Source organism: Candidimonas nitroreducens (genome assembly GCF_002209565.1).
Lineage (GTDB): Bacteria > Pseudomonadota > Gammaproteobacteria > Burkholderiales > Burkholderiaceae_B > Candidimonas > Candidimonas nitroreducens.
The window spans coordinates 340,038-353,390 of sequence record NZ_NJIH01000008.1 but is presented as its reverse complement, the minus strand read 5'-3'; the positions used below and the strand labels follow the sequence as shown (position 1 = coordinate 353,390).

The 13,353-nt window shown below is 66.3% G+C and carries 13 protein-coding genes; 11 read left to right on the top strand and 2 right to left on the bottom strand.

What is annotated here, in order from left to right; genetic code table 11:
* Positions 1-148 precede the first annotated feature (148 nt).
* The 8 genes from CEY11_RS15655 (at position 149) to CEY11_RS15620 (ending at position 8,360) form a co-directional block, all read left to right on the top strand.
* Positions 149-1,267 carry a Re/Si-specific NAD(P)(+) transhydrogenase subunit alpha gene (locus CEY11_RS15655; RefSeq protein WP_088604316.1) on the top strand — a complete coding sequence of 373 codons (1,119 nt, stop codon included), beginning with the start codon at positions 149-151 and terminating at the stop codon, positions 1,265-1,267.
* Positions 1,267-1,581 (top strand): NAD(P) transhydrogenase subunit alpha, encoded by a 315-nt coding sequence (locus tag CEY11_RS15650; RefSeq protein ID WP_088604315.1) that lies wholly within the window; start codon positions 1,267-1,269, stop codon positions 1,579-1,581. Before CEY11_RS15655 ends, CEY11_RS15650 begins: the two co-directional genes overlap by 1 nt.
* Positions 1,578-3,011, top strand: a complete 1,434-nt coding sequence (locus tag CEY11_RS15645) for an NAD(P)(+) transhydrogenase (Re/Si-specific) subunit beta (RefSeq protein ID WP_088604314.1) — start codon at positions 1,578-1,580, stop codon at positions 3,009-3,011. The genes CEY11_RS15650 and CEY11_RS15645 overlap by 4 nt, the downstream gene beginning before the upstream one ends.
* Positions 3,012-3,337: 326 nt before the next feature.
* Complete coding sequence (locus tag CEY11_RS15640; RefSeq protein ID WP_088604313.1) at positions 3,338-4,843, top strand: 2-hydroxymuconic semialdehyde dehydrogenase; 1,506 nt, start codon at positions 3,338-3,340, stop codon at positions 4,841-4,843.
* Positions 4,844-5,001: 158 nt separating this feature from the next.
* Entirely contained in the window at positions 5,002-5,424 is a 423-nt protein-coding gene (locus CEY11_RS15635) for a RidA family protein (protein ID WP_088604312.1), read from the top strand.
* A 57-nt stretch (positions 5,425-5,481) separates the two neighbouring features.
* On the top strand, positions 5,482-6,015 hold the full coding sequence (locus CEY11_RS15630) for a 3-hydroxyanthranilate 3,4-dioxygenase (protein WP_088604311.1): 534 nt from the start codon (positions 5,482-5,484) through the stop codon (positions 6,013-6,015).
* A gap of 127 nt (positions 6,016-6,142) precedes the next feature.
* On the top strand, positions 6,143-7,147 hold the full coding sequence (locus tag CEY11_RS15625) for an amidohydrolase family protein (RefSeq protein WP_088604310.1): 1,005 nt from the start codon (positions 6,143-6,145) through the stop codon (positions 7,145-7,147).
* A gap of 223 nt (positions 7,148-7,370) precedes the next feature.
* Positions 7,371-8,360, top strand: a complete 990-nt coding sequence (locus tag CEY11_RS15620) for a LysR substrate-binding domain-containing protein (protein ID WP_088604309.1) — start codon at positions 7,371-7,373, stop codon at positions 8,358-8,360.
* Between the two features lie 31 nt (positions 8,361-8,391).
* Here the strand turns inward: CEY11_RS15620 and CEY11_RS15615 are convergent, their stop codons facing one another.
* Positions 8,392-8,955, bottom strand: coding sequence for an acyloxyacyl hydrolase (locus CEY11_RS15615; protein WP_088604308.1), 564 nt, complete (start codon positions 8,953-8,955; stop codon positions 8,392-8,394).
* 231 nt (positions 8,956-9,186) lie between these two features.
* Here CEY11_RS15615 and CEY11_RS15610 point away from each other — a divergent pair, with 231 nt between their 5' ends.
* Positions 9,187-10,092 (top strand): LysR family transcriptional regulator, encoded by a 906-nt coding sequence (locus CEY11_RS15610; RefSeq protein ID WP_088604307.1) that lies wholly within the window; start codon positions 9,187-9,189, stop codon positions 10,090-10,092.
* On the opposite strand, the gene CEY11_RS15605 is transcribed toward CEY11_RS15610, so the two are convergent.
* Positions 10,081-11,178, bottom strand: coding sequence for a 4-oxalomesaconate tautomerase (locus tag CEY11_RS15605; RefSeq protein WP_088604306.1), 1,098 nt, complete (start codon positions 11,176-11,178; stop codon positions 10,081-10,083). The two genes, CEY11_RS15610 and CEY11_RS15605, sit on opposite strands and share 12 nt — an antisense overlap.
* A 197-nt stretch (positions 11,179-11,375) precedes the next feature.
* Between CEY11_RS15605 and CEY11_RS15600 the strand changes: the two genes are divergently transcribed.
* Positions 11,376-12,395 carry a Bug family tripartite tricarboxylate transporter substrate binding protein gene (locus CEY11_RS15600; protein ID WP_088604381.1) on the top strand — a complete coding sequence of 340 codons (1,020 nt, stop codon included), beginning with the start codon at positions 11,376-11,378 and terminating at the stop codon, positions 12,393-12,395.
* Positions 12,396-12,527: 132 nt separating this feature from the next.
* Positions 12,528-13,343, top strand: coding sequence for an amidohydrolase family protein (locus CEY11_RS15595; protein ID WP_088604305.1), 816 nt, complete (start codon positions 12,528-12,530; stop codon positions 13,341-13,343).
* Positions 13,344-13,353 lie beyond the last annotated feature (10 nt).

Below are 13,353 nucleotides of genomic sequence, written 5' to 3'. Positions count from 1 at the left end.
CTCCCTAGATGAAAGAGTTCAAGTTTATGGCTGGCGCAAGCGATATGCAGCTGCAATTTTGCAAACAATGGTTAGGGCCTGCTCACACCAATCAGTTCATGTATAGTAGGCCCGACAAAAAAGCCTTCCGGGGACAAGGAGAGTCTCGATGCAGATAGGAATTCCGCGCGAAACGCTAGCGGGGGAAACGCGGGTGGCGGCCACGCCCGAAACGGTCAAGAAGTACGCCGCGGCCAAGCACACGGTCATCGTCGAGTGTGGCGCCGGCGCGGCGGCGCATTATGAAGACGAGGCCTACGCGCAGGCCGGCGCCACGTTGGGCGACGCCGCCCAGGCGCTGGGCACCGAGCTCGTGCTCAAGGTGCGCGCGCCCAATGCCGAGGAACGCGCCCGCATGCAGCGCGGCGCGGTGCTGGCCGGCATGCTCGACCCCTACGACCAGGCGGGCCTGGCGGCGCTGGCCGAGGCCGGCCTGACCGCCTTCGCGCTCGAGGCCGCGCCGCGCATCACGCGCGCGCAAAGCCTGGACGTGCTGTCCTCGCAGGCCAACCTGGCCGGCTACAAGGCGGTGCTGCTGGCGGCCAACCAGTACGGGCGGCTGTTTCCCATGATGATGACCGCGGCCGGCACGCTCAAGGCGGCCCGTGTGGTGGTGCTGGGCGCCGGCGTGGCGGGCCTGCAGGCCATTGCCACCGCCAAGCGCCTGGGCGCCATGGTCGAGGCCTCCGACGTGCGCCCCGCCGCCAAAGAACAGATCGAATCGCTGGGCGCCAAGTTCATCGACGTACCCTTCGAGACCGACGAAGAGCGCGAGATCGCCCAAGGCGTCGGCGGCTACGCGCGGCCCATGCCGGCGGCCTGGATGGCGCGCCAGGCGGCGCTGGTTTCGCAGCGCTGCGCGCAGGCCGACATCGTCATCAGCACCGCGCTGATCCCGGGGCGCCCTGCGCCGGTGCTCATCGCCGAAGAAACCGTGCGCGCCATGAAGCCCGGCTCGGTCATCGTCGACCTGGCGGTCGAGCGCGGCGGCAACTGCCCGCTATCGGAAAAAGACCGCATCGTGCAAAAGCACGGCGTCAGCCTCATCGGCTACAGCAACCTGCCGGCGCTGGTGCCCACCGACGCCTCGGCGCTGTATGCGCGCAACCTGCTCGATTTCCTCAAACTCATCACCAACGCCGACGGCGCGCTGGCCATCCAGCAGGACGACGAAATCGTCAAAGCCTGCATGGTCTGCGCCGACGGCAAGGTACTCCGGAGCGCCTGATGGAAGCGGTCAATCCTACCCTGATCAACATCATCATCTTCGTGCTGGCCGTTTATGTCGGCTACCACGTGGTGTGGAACGTCACCCCGGCCCTGCACACGCCGCTCATGGCCGTCACCAACGCCATCTCGGCCATCATCATCGTCGGCGCCATGCTGGCCGCGGCGCTGACCGACGGCGGCCTGGCGCGCTTCATGGGCGTGTTCGCCGTGGCGCTGGCCGCCGTGAACGTGTTCGGCGGCTTCCTGGTCACCAAGCGCATGCTGGAAATGTTCAAGAAGAAAGACAAGAAGCCCGCGGGAGGCAAGCCATGATTTCCGCCAACCTGGTCACGCTGCTTTACCTGGTGGCCTCGATCTGCTTCATCCAGGCCCTGAAGGGCCTGTCGCATCCCACGACTTCGCGGCGCGGCAACGCCTTCGGCATGGTGGGCATGGCCATTGCTGTGCTGACTACCGCCGCGCTGATCATCGGCCTATCGACGAACTCCGGCCTGGGGCTGGGCTGGGTGCTGCTGGGCCTGCTGATCGGCGGCAGCGTCGGCACGGTCATGGCGCGCCGCGTCGAAATGACCAAGATGCCCGAGCTGGTGGCCTTCATGCACAGCATGATAGGCCTGGCGGCCGTGGCGATCGCGGTGGCGGTGGTGGCCGAGCCGCACGCCTTCAACATCGCCGCGCCCGGCCAGCCCATCCCGACCGGCAACCGGCTGGAACTGTTCATCGGCACCTTCGTGGGCGCCATCACGTTCTCGGGCTCGGTCATCGCCTTCGGCAAGCTGGCGGGCAAGTACAAGTTCCGCCTGTTCCAGGGTGCGCCGGTGGTGTTCCCGGGCCAGCACATGCTCAACCTGGTGCTGGCGGTGCTGATGGTCGCCTGCGGCCTGTGGTTCATGGGCACGCAGCTGTGGCTGCCCTACATCATCATGGTGCTGATCGCCTTCGTGCTGGGGGTGCTGATCATCATCCCGATCGGCGGGGCCGACATGCCGGTGGTGGTGTCGATGCTCAACAGCTACTCGGGGTGGGCGGCGGCGGGCATTGGCTTCTCGCTGGACAACCCGATGCTGATCATCGCCGGCTCACTGGTGGGCTCCTCGGGGGCGATTCTGTCCTACATCATGTGCAAGGCGATGAACCGGTCGTTCTTCAACGTGATACTGGGCGGCTTCGGCGCCGAGCCGGGCGCGGCGGCGCAAGGCGGCGCGCAGGCGCAGCGCAGCGTCAAGTCGGGCAGCCCCGACGACGCGGCCTTCCTCATGAGCAATGCCGAGACCGTGACCATCGTGCCGGGCTACGGGCTGGCGGTGGCGCGCGCCCAGCATGCCTTGAAGGAACTGGCCGAAAAGCTCGGCGAACAGGGCGTGACGGTGAAATATGCCATCCATCCCGTGGCGGGCCGCATGCCGGGCCACATGAACGTGCTGCTGGCCGAGGCCGAAGTGCCCTACGACCAGGTGTTCGAGATGGAGGACATCAACGGCGAATTCGGCCAGACCGACGTGGTGCTGGTGCTGGGCGCCAACGACGTGGTCAACCCGGCCGCCAAGAACGACCCCAAGTCGCCGATCGCCGGCATGCCGATCCTGGAGGCCTACAAGGCGCGCACGGTCATCGTCAACAAGCGCTCCATGGCCGCGGGCTATGCGGGGCTGGACAACGAGCTGTTCTACATGGACAAGACCATGATGGTCTTCGGCGACGCCAAGAAGGTGCTCGAGGACATGGTCAAGGCCATCGAGTAGCGCGACGGACAGCGCTGCGCGGCGGGCGATACATTCCGAGCTGCGCAGCGCGGGCCGCGCGCCTCGCACTCTACACCCAAGGGGTGGGCTTCGGCCCACCCCTTTTTCTCGCGCCGAACGCGCCCGCGTTCATCCGCCTACACACCCGCGCGTGACCGGGCTGCTTTATTTAGTATTCCTAACAAGAATATCCAGAATACTGAATTTCACTATTTTTTATAGACGAATCTGCATAAACTGGCTCCAGAGCCTGTAGCCCTGCCACTGCGGTACCCGTTTCAGCGTCAACAGGCCCCCACACTCCACCATCCAAGACGGAGCCTGCCATGGCCGCCATTTCATCTTCCGCCACCCACACCGCAGCCGCCGGACAGGCCGTGCCCCTGCTGCGCTGTTTCGTAGACGGCGCCTGGGTCGAAACCGGCCGCAGCTTCGACAATATCAATCCGGTCAACGGCCGCATCGTCAGCCGCGTCTGCGAAGCCGACCGGCAGACGGTGGACGCGGCCATCCAGGCGGCGCGCCGCGCCAGTCGCGGCGAATGGGGACGCCAAAGCGCCGCCCTGCGCGCCGCCGCCCTGCGCCGCATCGCCGACGGCATCGAACAGCGCTTCGACGACTTCGTCGCCGCCGAGGTGGCCGATACCGGCCGCCCGGTGCACCAGGCCCGCAGCCTCGACGTGGCGCGCGGCATTGCCAACTTCCGCAGCTTCGCCGACCTGATCGCCACCGCCGGCAGCGAAATGTTCGAGGGCACGGCGGCCGACGGATCCAAGGTGCTGAACTACGTCGCCCGCAAGCCGCTGGGCGTGGTGGGCGTCATCTCGCCCTGGAATCTGCCGCTGCTGCTGCTGACCTGGAAAGTGGCGCCGGCGCTGGCGATGGGCAACTGCGTAGTGGCCAAGCCTTCGGAAGAAACCCCGTCTTCGGCCACGCTGCTGGCCGAAGTCATCGAGGCCGCGGGCCTGCCCGCCGGAGCCTTCAACCTGGTGCACGGCTTCGGCCCGGATTCCGCCGGCCAGTTCCTATCCACCAGCCCGCACATCGATGCCATCACCTTCACCGGCGAGTCGCGCACCGGCAGCACCATCATGAAGGCTGCGGCCGAAGGCGTGAAAGAGGTGTCCTTCGAGCTGGGCGGCAAGAACGCCGCCGTGGTCTTCGCCGACGCCGACTTCGACGCCGCCGTGGCCGGCGTGCTGCGCTCCAGCTTCACCAATTCGGGCCAGGTGTGCCTGTGCTCGGAGCGCGTCTATGTAGAGCGGCCCATCTTCGAGCGCTTCGTGGCGGCGCTGGCCGCCGGCTGCGAGCAGCTGCGCGTCGACTACCCGGACGCGCCGGGCGTGGACATGGGCCCGCTGGTGTCGCACACCCATCGCGACAAAGTGCTGTCCTACTACGCGCTGGCGCGCGAGGAAGGCGCCACCGTAGTTTGCGGCGGCGGCGTGCCCAGCTTCGGCGACGAACGCGACCAGGGCGCCTATGTGCAGCCCACCATCATCACCGGCCTGTCCGACAATGCGCGCTGCATGCGCGAAGAAATCTTCGGGCCCGTGTGCCATGTGTCGCCCTTCGACACCGAAGACGAAGCCGTGGCGCGCGTCAACGACAGCGCCTACGGGCTGGCCGGCTGCGTATGGACCACCAATCTGTCGCGCGCGCATCGCGTGGCCGCGCAGTTCGAGACCGGCATCGTCTGGGTCAACACCTGGTTCACGCGCGACCTGCGCACGCCCTTCGGCGGCGCCAAGCTTTCGGGCCTGGGCCGCGAAGGCGGGCGCTACTCGCTGGACTTCTATTCCGAAATCAGCAATATCTGCATCAAGGTTTGAAGCGCCCGGGCCCGCCGCCCTGTACGGCAAGCAAAGCCGGCAAGAGCATGGCCGATTTAGAAATGAAATAAGACGCACCCGGGCCCGTCTACACTAATAACTGATTCTTTCCGCGTATCCAGGCGGCTCTCCGCCCCGAAAACATTCAGGACATACCCATGACCCACTCCACCCAAGCCCGCGTGGTTCCCGGCAAGGCCACTCCCCGCGGCAAGTTCCCCCACATCAAGCGCGCCGGCGACTTCCTGTTCGTGTCGGGCACCAGCGCGCGCCGGCCCGACAATTCCATAGCCGGCGCGCAGGTCGACGCCATGGGCACCACCAAGCTGGACATCCGCGAGCAGACCCGTGCGGTCATCGAGAACATACGCGACATACTCGCCAGCGAAGGCGCCGGGCTGGAGCACCTGGTGGAAGTTTCCGCCTTCCTCGTGAGCATGAACGATTTCGGCGGCTACAACGAAGTCTACGGCGAATTCTTTTCCACCGAGGGCCCCACCCGCACCACAGTGGCCGTGCATCAGCTGCCGCATCCGCAGCTGCTGATCGAAATCAAGGCGGTGGCCTATCTGCCGCGCTGAGGCAACGGCACGAACACAGTACAAACCATTTGAACCAGGACATCACGGAGGACGACCATGCTGGCTTATGGAAAACCGTTCAACTTCCCGCGCTGGATCGACGAACACGCGCACCTGCTCAAGCCGCCGGTCGGCAACCAGCAGGTCTGGAAGGACAGCGACTTCATCGTCACCGTCGTGGGCGGCCCGAACCACCGCACCGACTATCACGACGACCCCTACGAGGAATTCTTCTACCAGATGCGCGGCAACGCCTTCCTGTACCTGTGGCTGGACGGCAAGCGCGAGCGCGTCGAACTGCGCGAGGGCGACATCTTCCTGCTGCCGCCGCACGTGCGCCATTCGCCGCAGCGGCCCGAGGCCGACAGCGCCTGTCTGGTCATCGAGCGCCAGCGGCCCGAGGGCGACATCGACGGCTTCGAATGGTATTGCGAGGGCGACGACGGCTGCGGCCACCTGGTGCATCGCGTCGAGACCCAGCTGCAAAGCATCGTGACCGATCTGCCGCCGCTGTTCAACGCCTTCTATTCATCCGAAGAAAAACGCCGCTGCCCGAATTGCGGCAGGCTGCATCCCGGCAAGGGTGGCTAAACGCATATCGGCGCAAGCGCACATCGACTAGTCGACCAGCACGCACCGGCGGCACGCAGCCGCACGGGTTCCCGCGCCGCCCGGCCCCAGGCCGCAAGCGGCGCCCACACACCAAGACTCGGCACCCATGAAAAAAATCGACATGCACGCACACTTTTTCCCCCGCATCACCCAGGCCGAGGCGGCCGCGCTGGATGCGGCCCAGGCGCCTTGGCTGGTGGTCGACGGCGACGGCGAAACCGGCCAGATCATGAAGGGCGACAAGCCGTTTCGCCCCGTCTATCGCGCCCTGTGGGATCCGGCGCTGCGGCTGGAAGAAATGGATAAACAAGGGCTGGACGTGCAGATCATCTGCGCCACGCCGATTATGTTCGGCTATGCCTTCGCGGCCGACCGCGCCGCACCCTGGGCCGCGCGCATGAACGACCTGGCGCTCGAGCACTGCGCCGCCAACCCCAGGCGCCTGAAAGCCCTGGCCCAGGTGCCGCTGCAAGACCTGGATCTGGCCTGCCGCGAAGCCTCGCGCGCCCGCGCATGCGGCCACGTCGGCGTGCAGATCGGCAACCACCTGGGCCCGCGCGACATGGACGACGAGCACCTGGTGCAGTTCCTGACGCATTGCGCCAATGACAACATCCCGGTGCTGGCGCACCCATGGGACATGATGACCGACGGCCGCATGAAGAAGTGGATGCTGCCCTGGCTGGTGTCGATGCCCGCCGAAACGCAGCTCGGCATCCTGTCGCTGATACTGTCGGGCGCGTTCGAGCGCATCCCCCGCTCGCTGAAACTATGCTTCGCGCACGGCGGCGGCAGCTTCGCTTTCCTGCTGGGCCGCGTGGACAATGCCTGGCAATGCCGCGACATCGTACGCAAAGACTGCCCCAATCCGCCGTCTTCCTATGTCGACCGCTTCTACGTCGACAGCGCGGTGTTCGACGCCAAGGCGCTGCGGCTGCTGGTGGAAGTAATGGGGCCGGAGCACGTCATGCTCGGCTCGGACTACCCCTTCCCCCTGGGCGAGCAGCAGATCGGACGGCTCGTGGCCGAGAACCCGTGGCTGGAAGACGCCGACCGGGCCCGCATCAACGCCACGAATGCGCAGGCCTTCTTCGGCCTGGCCGATCTGTAGGCCGCCGACGCCGCAGCCGTCCATATTCCGTTTCCACGCCAGCCGTTAACGCGCACGCCAAGCGCGGACAGCACTCCCGGTACGGCAAGCGCGGCGAACCAAACACACGGTTGATTGGGAAATGGAAGACACCGGCGCCGCGAATCGGGATATGCTTGTGCAGGAACTAGACACTCCCGGGCCTGTTGTCGGGCTCGGGCCGTCCCGCACACCCCCGCCCGATATGGATCCTCTGCTGCTGAACCGCACCGCCCTGGCCCGCAAGCTGCGCTTTTCGCAGCTGCTGGTGCTGGAGCAAGTCATGCAGAGCCGCTCCATACTGCACGCGGCGCAAACACTGAACTTGACCCAGCCGGCCGTCAGCAAAGTCATACTGGAACTCGAAGCCTGGTTCGGAGAGCCGCTGCTGGTGCGCAGCAACCGCGGTGTGGCGCCCACCGAATTCGGCGAACTCATCGGCCGCCGCGCCAAGACGCTGCTGGCCGAACTGCGCACCATGACCGAGGAACTGAATGCCTACAAGACAGGCGTCCTGGGCCACGTGCTGGTCGGCACGCTGATCGCGGCCTCGTCCTCGCTGCTGCCGCGCGCCATTGCGCTGCTCAAGGCCCGCGCCCCGCGCGTGATCGTCACCCTGCGCGTGGGCCAGATGGATCAACTGCTGCCCATACTGGCCACCGGCGACCTGGATCTGGTGGTGGGCCGCATCCCCGACGATCCGGCCTGGCGCTCCACGGCGCAAATGGTCGCCCCCGAAGTCTTGTACCGCGACGAGCTGTGCGTGGTGGCCGGCTGCAAGCACCCCATGGCCCGGCGCCGCAGCTTGCGTCTGTCGGATCTGGGAACATGCCCGTGGATCCTGCCCACCACCGATTCTTCGCTGCGCCGCACGGCAGACCGCCTGTTCGAAAACTCGGGGCTATCCACCCCCGAAAATCTGATCGAATCCATGTCGGTGCTGACCAACCTGACACTGCTGGCCGATTCCGAGACGTGCGCCTTCATGCCCCGCACGATCGCCACCCCCTTCGTCGAATCGGGCATGCTGTGCGTGCTGCCCGTCGCAGGCCTGGACGTGTTCGGCGACATCGGCTTTTTCCACCGCCCCGGCCACACTCACGGCCCCGCCGTCGAACTGTTCAAGGCCTGCCTGCGCGAGGCGGTGGACGCCGCGCGGCTGGCGCCCGGCGGCAGCGCAACGGGCCGGCTCTGACCCGCAGCGCCGGCCGTGTCGGGCACCGCGCTCAGAAGTTGTACTGCACATACAGCTGGGTGAAATCAATGCCCGGATTCGGCTGCTTGATGTCGGCATTCGATATGTGCTGGTAACGCAAGCCCACCTGGTATTGCTGGCGGCGGCCGAACTGGGCGCCGACACCGATGATCTCGGTGAACTGGAACGCACTGGAAAGCGTGTAGGCATCCGAGACGCGGGCGTGCGACAGCACGCGCAGGCCCGCGCCCAGCTCGACATAAGGCCTGACGCTGCCCGTGTCCTTGATGAAACGCAGCATGGGCGCTACGCCGGCCTCGTAAATGGCAGGATGGGCGCCATGGGTATGCCAATACGCCAAATGGACCTCGCCCACCAGTGAAAAGTGCCAGTCGCCGGTATCCCACCAATTCAGCCCCGGATCCCACACCAGCCCCAGGTCGAGCTTCTGGATGTCGTGCCTGTCGGCCGCCGCGCCGGCCAACTGCAGGCCGAACTGGCCTGCATGGGCCAACGGACACACGCCCAGCAGCAACAAGGCCGCATAACGGTATAGGAGGCTTTTCCTGTTGCGCACGACTCGATCGCACCGCATTGGCTGCGGATTTCGAATTCAAGGAAACACTTTCGAGAATACCGCCACCGCCGACACCCCGGCGAATCACTCATATTATTTTGCACAAAAAACTTCTGGAACCAGGCAACGCGCCTGTCCAGGGCCGGGGCCGCCCGCGGAGCGCCCCGATCCATGCGGCATCCGGCGCCGAAGCGCAAAGCCGGGATCAGTTAAGATTGCAACAATCGTCACAATCTGACGGAGAGCCCCGTGCAGATCGACTTCCTGGGCATGCAGGCATTCCTGGCCATAGCCGAACAAGGCGGCTTCCAGCAGGCGGCCGCGCATCTGAACCTGTCGCAGACCGCTGTCAGCCACCGTATCCGCAAACTGGAAGACAGTCTGGGAGTGACGCTGCTGGCGCGCACCACCCGGGACGTGACGCTGACCGACGCCGGCCGGGCGCTGCTGCCGCGCGTACGCGCGGCCATGCGCGAGTTCGAGCTGTCCTACGACACGCTGCGCCAGCACAGCCGCAATGCGCCGCAATGGCTGGCCTTCGGCTGCCTGCCGACGCTGGCCTCGCACCGCGTCGCGCCGGCGCTGCGGCGCTTTGGCCAGATGCACCCTGAAATCGCCGTGCGCGTATTCGACAATTCCATCCAGGAAATCGCCGAACTGGTGCAGGCCGGCACCGCGGATTTCGGTATTTCCGTCGCGGCGCCCAACCGCCATGGCCTGAACGTCGAGCAGTTCGCGCAAGAACCCTTCGTGCTGGTGTGCCCCGCCGGGCACCGCCTGGCACGGCTGCGCAGCGTGCGCTGGGATCAATTGAGCGATGAAGTACTGGTGCGCATCAGCCTGCCCGCGGGCAACAGCGCCACCATCGACGACGCGCTGGGCGAGCGCCGCCTGCGGCTGCGCTGGCTCTACGAAGCCCAGCATACGGCGCTGGCGCTGAATTTCGTACGGGAAGGCCTGGGCCTGACGGTAGTGCCTTGCTTATCGGTCACCGAGACCGAAGGCCTGGCGATCAGGCCCCTGCACGAGCCAGCGGTCACTCGCAAGCTGGCGGTACTGATGCGCCGCGGCGCAACGCTGTCGGGGCCGGCGCAGGCTCTGCGCGAGCTGGTGGTCGAGGAATTGCGCGCCGGGCTGCCGGCCTCAGGAGCCTGACTCTGCCGGCGCCCAGACCGTAGCGGGCACACGTACGCGGCCGTCCATGATCAGTCTTGCGGTGCGCAACAGCGCGGCCCGGGCATCTTCGGCCGGCGTATCGGCGCTGTCCCGCGTCAGCTCTACGCTGAATTCCCCGCTGGGATGCTCTATGGCAAGACGCTGCCGCAGGCCCGGGGGAACCACCGCCACGCCCTGCGCCACCGACCCTGGCAGCACCACGGCGCTGGCCACGCTGACCGCGCCCAGCACCCCGATCGAAGCGTGCACGCGATGCGGGATCCAGCTGCGCGTGCACACCGCCCCGCCATTGCCGGGCGGCGCGACCAGGCACATCTTCGGCACCGTGCGCTGGCTGACGTCGCCCAGATTCATGAGCGGCCCGACCTTCAGGCGGATGGCCTCGATGCGCGCGGCCAGGGCCCGATCGGCCTCGAGCTGCACGCGGCTTTCGTAGCCCGAAATGCCGAAGTCGGCCGCCCGCATCAACACCACCGGCATGCCGTTGTCGATGCAGGTAAGCGGCACGCCATCGATCTCGTCCAGCACCCGCCCGGTGGGCAGCAGCGCACCGCAGGTCGACCCTGCCGTATCGCGGAACTCTATGGGCACGGCGGCGGCAGTGCCCGGCACACCGTCGATGCGCGCATCGCCTTCATAGCAGACTTCGCCGTCCGGCGTACTGACCTCGGCGATGGCGATCTGCCCGGTATTCACCATATGGATGGCCACGCGGGTGCGCTCGCCACTGGCCCGAACCAGCCCGCGCTCGATGGCGAAGGGCCCTACCCCAGCAAGGATATTGCCGCAGTTCTGTCCATAATCGACCCGCGCCTCGTCCACCACGACCTGGGCGAACAAGTAGTCGACGTCGGCGTCGGCACGCTCGGACGGCCCGACGATGGCAACCTTGCTGGTCAGGGGATCGGCGCCGCCCAGGCCGTCGATCTGGCGCGGGTCGGGCGAACCCATCACGCGCAGCAGCACGCGGTCGCGCAGGGCCGGGTCGCGCGGTAGATCGTCGCGCAGAAAATAGGCCCCCTTCGAGGTGCCTCCGCGCATCAGGACACAAGGTATGTTTGCCATGCCGGGAATTCCGTGAGCCGTACTACAGGCATCATAGCGCGCCGCGCCGCGATGCATGGCGCGAATAAATCGTGCCAAACAATTCATTTGTGCCATGGCGCGGACGACCCTAGACTGCAATGGGAATACACCCATCAGCGCGGCGCCATGCACCTGCAGCAATCGGCCGGCGCGCCATGCACAACCAGGAGACCGACATGATCACCACCCTGTTGCGGGCCCTGCCGCAAGCCGCTCGGAAAGGCGGCGGCCGGCTCGCGCCCGCCGCGGCGCTCGCGTTCGTACTTGCGCTGGCCACCGCAGCTGCCGCCGTCCCGGCCCGCGCCGCCGGCTACCCCGAGCAGCCCATACACATCATCGTCCCATTCGGCCCCGGGGGCCTGGCGGACATCTCCACGCGCCTGGTGGCGCAGAAGCTGAGCGACAAGTTCGGCGACCGGACCGTCATCGAGAACCGCCCCGGCGCCGGCGGCGTGCTGGCCGCCACGGCCGCGCTGAAGGCGCCCCACGACGGCTACACCGTCATCGTATTCTCGAACGGCACGGCGATCAGCAGGTCGCTGTTCAAGCTGCCCTACGATCCGGCCAAAGACTTCGTGCCCGTCTCGACCATGGCCTATTTCGACCTGATTCTGCTGACCAAGGCCCATGGCCCCCTGCACTCTCTGGCCGACGTGCTGGCGCAATCCAAGAAACGCCAGCTGGTTCTGGGCACCATCAACCCCGGCAGCACCCAGAACCTGTCGGCGCAGCTGTTCAAGTCGACCATCAAACTGAATGCCACCGTGGTGCCTTTCAAGACCAGCGCGGACGTCATATCCGGCCTGATCCGCGGCGACGTGGACGTGGCCTTCGAGTCTTATGCCGCGGTCAAAGGCTACATCGACGCCGGCAAGATCGTGCCTATCGCCGCCACCGGCAAGCACCGGTCGTCGTGGCTGCCCAAGGTGCCCACGGTACAGGAAAGCGGCATCCATTACGAGGTCACCGGCTGGAACGCCATCTTCGCGCCGTCGGGCACCCCGCCCGAGGCCGTCAAGGTTCTGAACCACCAACTGAATGAAGTACTGCGCATGCCCGAAGTACAACAACGCTTCAGCCAGCTGGGCACCGAAGCCGGCGGCAGCACGCCGGCGCAAATCGGCGCCAGACTGCACAGCGACACCGAGAAATGGGCTGCCGTCATCAAGCAGGCGGGCATACCGAGCCTGCAATAAACATGGGGCCCGGGCGCCGCGGGGCCGGCGCCGGCCGCAACGCCGCGCGGGCGCATACGCCGTCCCGGGCACCAGGCCCGGACTGCCCGAACGTCGAACCGGAATGTCACTTCCCTGAACCAGAGGCTTTGCATGACCACGATCACACATCCACAAACCGGGCTGCTGGTGGATACCCACGTACATGTCTTCAAGCAGGACATGCCGCTGATACCCAACCCGCGCCACAGCCCGACCTACAGCTTCACGGTAGAGCAGCTGCTCGATGTGATGGATCGGCACGGCGTGCTGTACGCCGTCATCGCCGCCGCCAGCCCCTGGGGCGACTACAACGACTACGTCATCGATTCACTGCGCGGCAATCCGCGGCTGCGCGGCACCATCATCGCCGAGCCTTCCATCGAACGCGTAGTACTGGATCAGATGAATCGCGACGGGATCGTCGGCGTGCGCCTGCCCTTCATCAGCATGCCTCAGCTGCCCGACCTGGACAGCTGGGACTACCGTAAATTCCTGCGCCGCCTGGTCGACCTGGACTGGCATGTACACCTGCATCTGGACGGGCCGCGCCTGCCGCTGGTGCTGCCCTACCTGGAACGCTCGGGCGTGAAAATCGTCATCGACCACATCGGCAGGCCCGATCCGGCGCTGGGCGTGAACAGCGAAGGCTTCAAGGCCATGGTGCGCTCGGTCGAACGGGGCCGCACCTGGGTCAAGCTCTCCGGCGCCTATCGCCTGGGGGACTACGCCCTGGAATGCGCGCGCGAACTATGCCGCCAGGTCGGCTACGACAAGATGGTGTGGGCCAGCGACTGCCCCTTCGTGGGCGGCGAGAACAACACCGACTACCGCCGCGCCATAGACTGGCTGGCGCAGGTGATCCCCGACGAGGCCCGGCGCCGCCAGGTTTACGGCGCGAACGCGCTGGAGCTGTACTTCGCGCAGTGACCGGCCGCCA

Bases quoted from the DNA above. Each gene is read 5' to 3' on its own strand.
- CEY11_RS15655 (WP_088604316.1), top strand. From the start codon at position 149: ATGCAGATAGGAATTCCGCGCGAAACGCTAGCGGGGGAAACGCGGGTG.
- CEY11_RS15650 (WP_088604315.1), top strand. From the start codon at position 1,267: ATGGAAGCGGTCAATCCTACCCTGATCAACATCATCATCTTCGTGCTG.
- CEY11_RS15645 (WP_088604314.1), top strand. From the start codon at position 1,578: ATGATTTCCGCCAACCTGGTCACGCTGCTTTACCTGGTGGCCTCGATC.
- CEY11_RS15640 (WP_088604313.1), top strand. From the start codon at position 3,338: ATGGCCGCCATTTCATCTTCCGCCACCCACACCGCAGCCGCCGGACAG.
- CEY11_RS15635 (WP_088604312.1), top strand. From the start codon at position 5,002: ATGACCCACTCCACCCAAGCCCGCGTGGTTCCCGGCAAGGCCACTCCC.
- CEY11_RS15630 (WP_088604311.1), top strand. From the start codon at position 5,482: ATGCTGGCTTATGGAAAACCGTTCAACTTCCCGCGCTGGATCGACGAA.
- CEY11_RS15625 (WP_088604310.1), top strand. From the start codon at position 6,143: ATGAAAAAAATCGACATGCACGCACACTTTTTCCCCCGCATCACCCAG.
- CEY11_RS15620 (WP_088604309.1), top strand. From the start codon at position 7,371: ATGGATCCTCTGCTGCTGAACCGCACCGCCCTGGCCCGCAAGCTGCGC.
- CEY11_RS15615 (WP_088604308.1), bottom strand. From the start codon at position 8,955: ATGCGGTGCGATCGAGTCGTGCGCAACAGGAAAAGCCTCCTATACCGT.
- CEY11_RS15605 (WP_088604306.1), bottom strand. From the start codon at position 11,178: ATGGCAAACATACCTTGTGTCCTGATGCGCGGAGGCACCTCGAAGGGG.
- CEY11_RS15600 (WP_088604381.1), top strand. From the start codon at position 11,376: ATGATCACCACCCTGTTGCGGGCCCTGCCGCAAGCCGCTCGGAAAGGC.
- CEY11_RS15595 (WP_088604305.1), top strand. From the start codon at position 12,528: ATGACCACGATCACACATCCACAAACCGGGCTGCTGGTGGATACCCAC.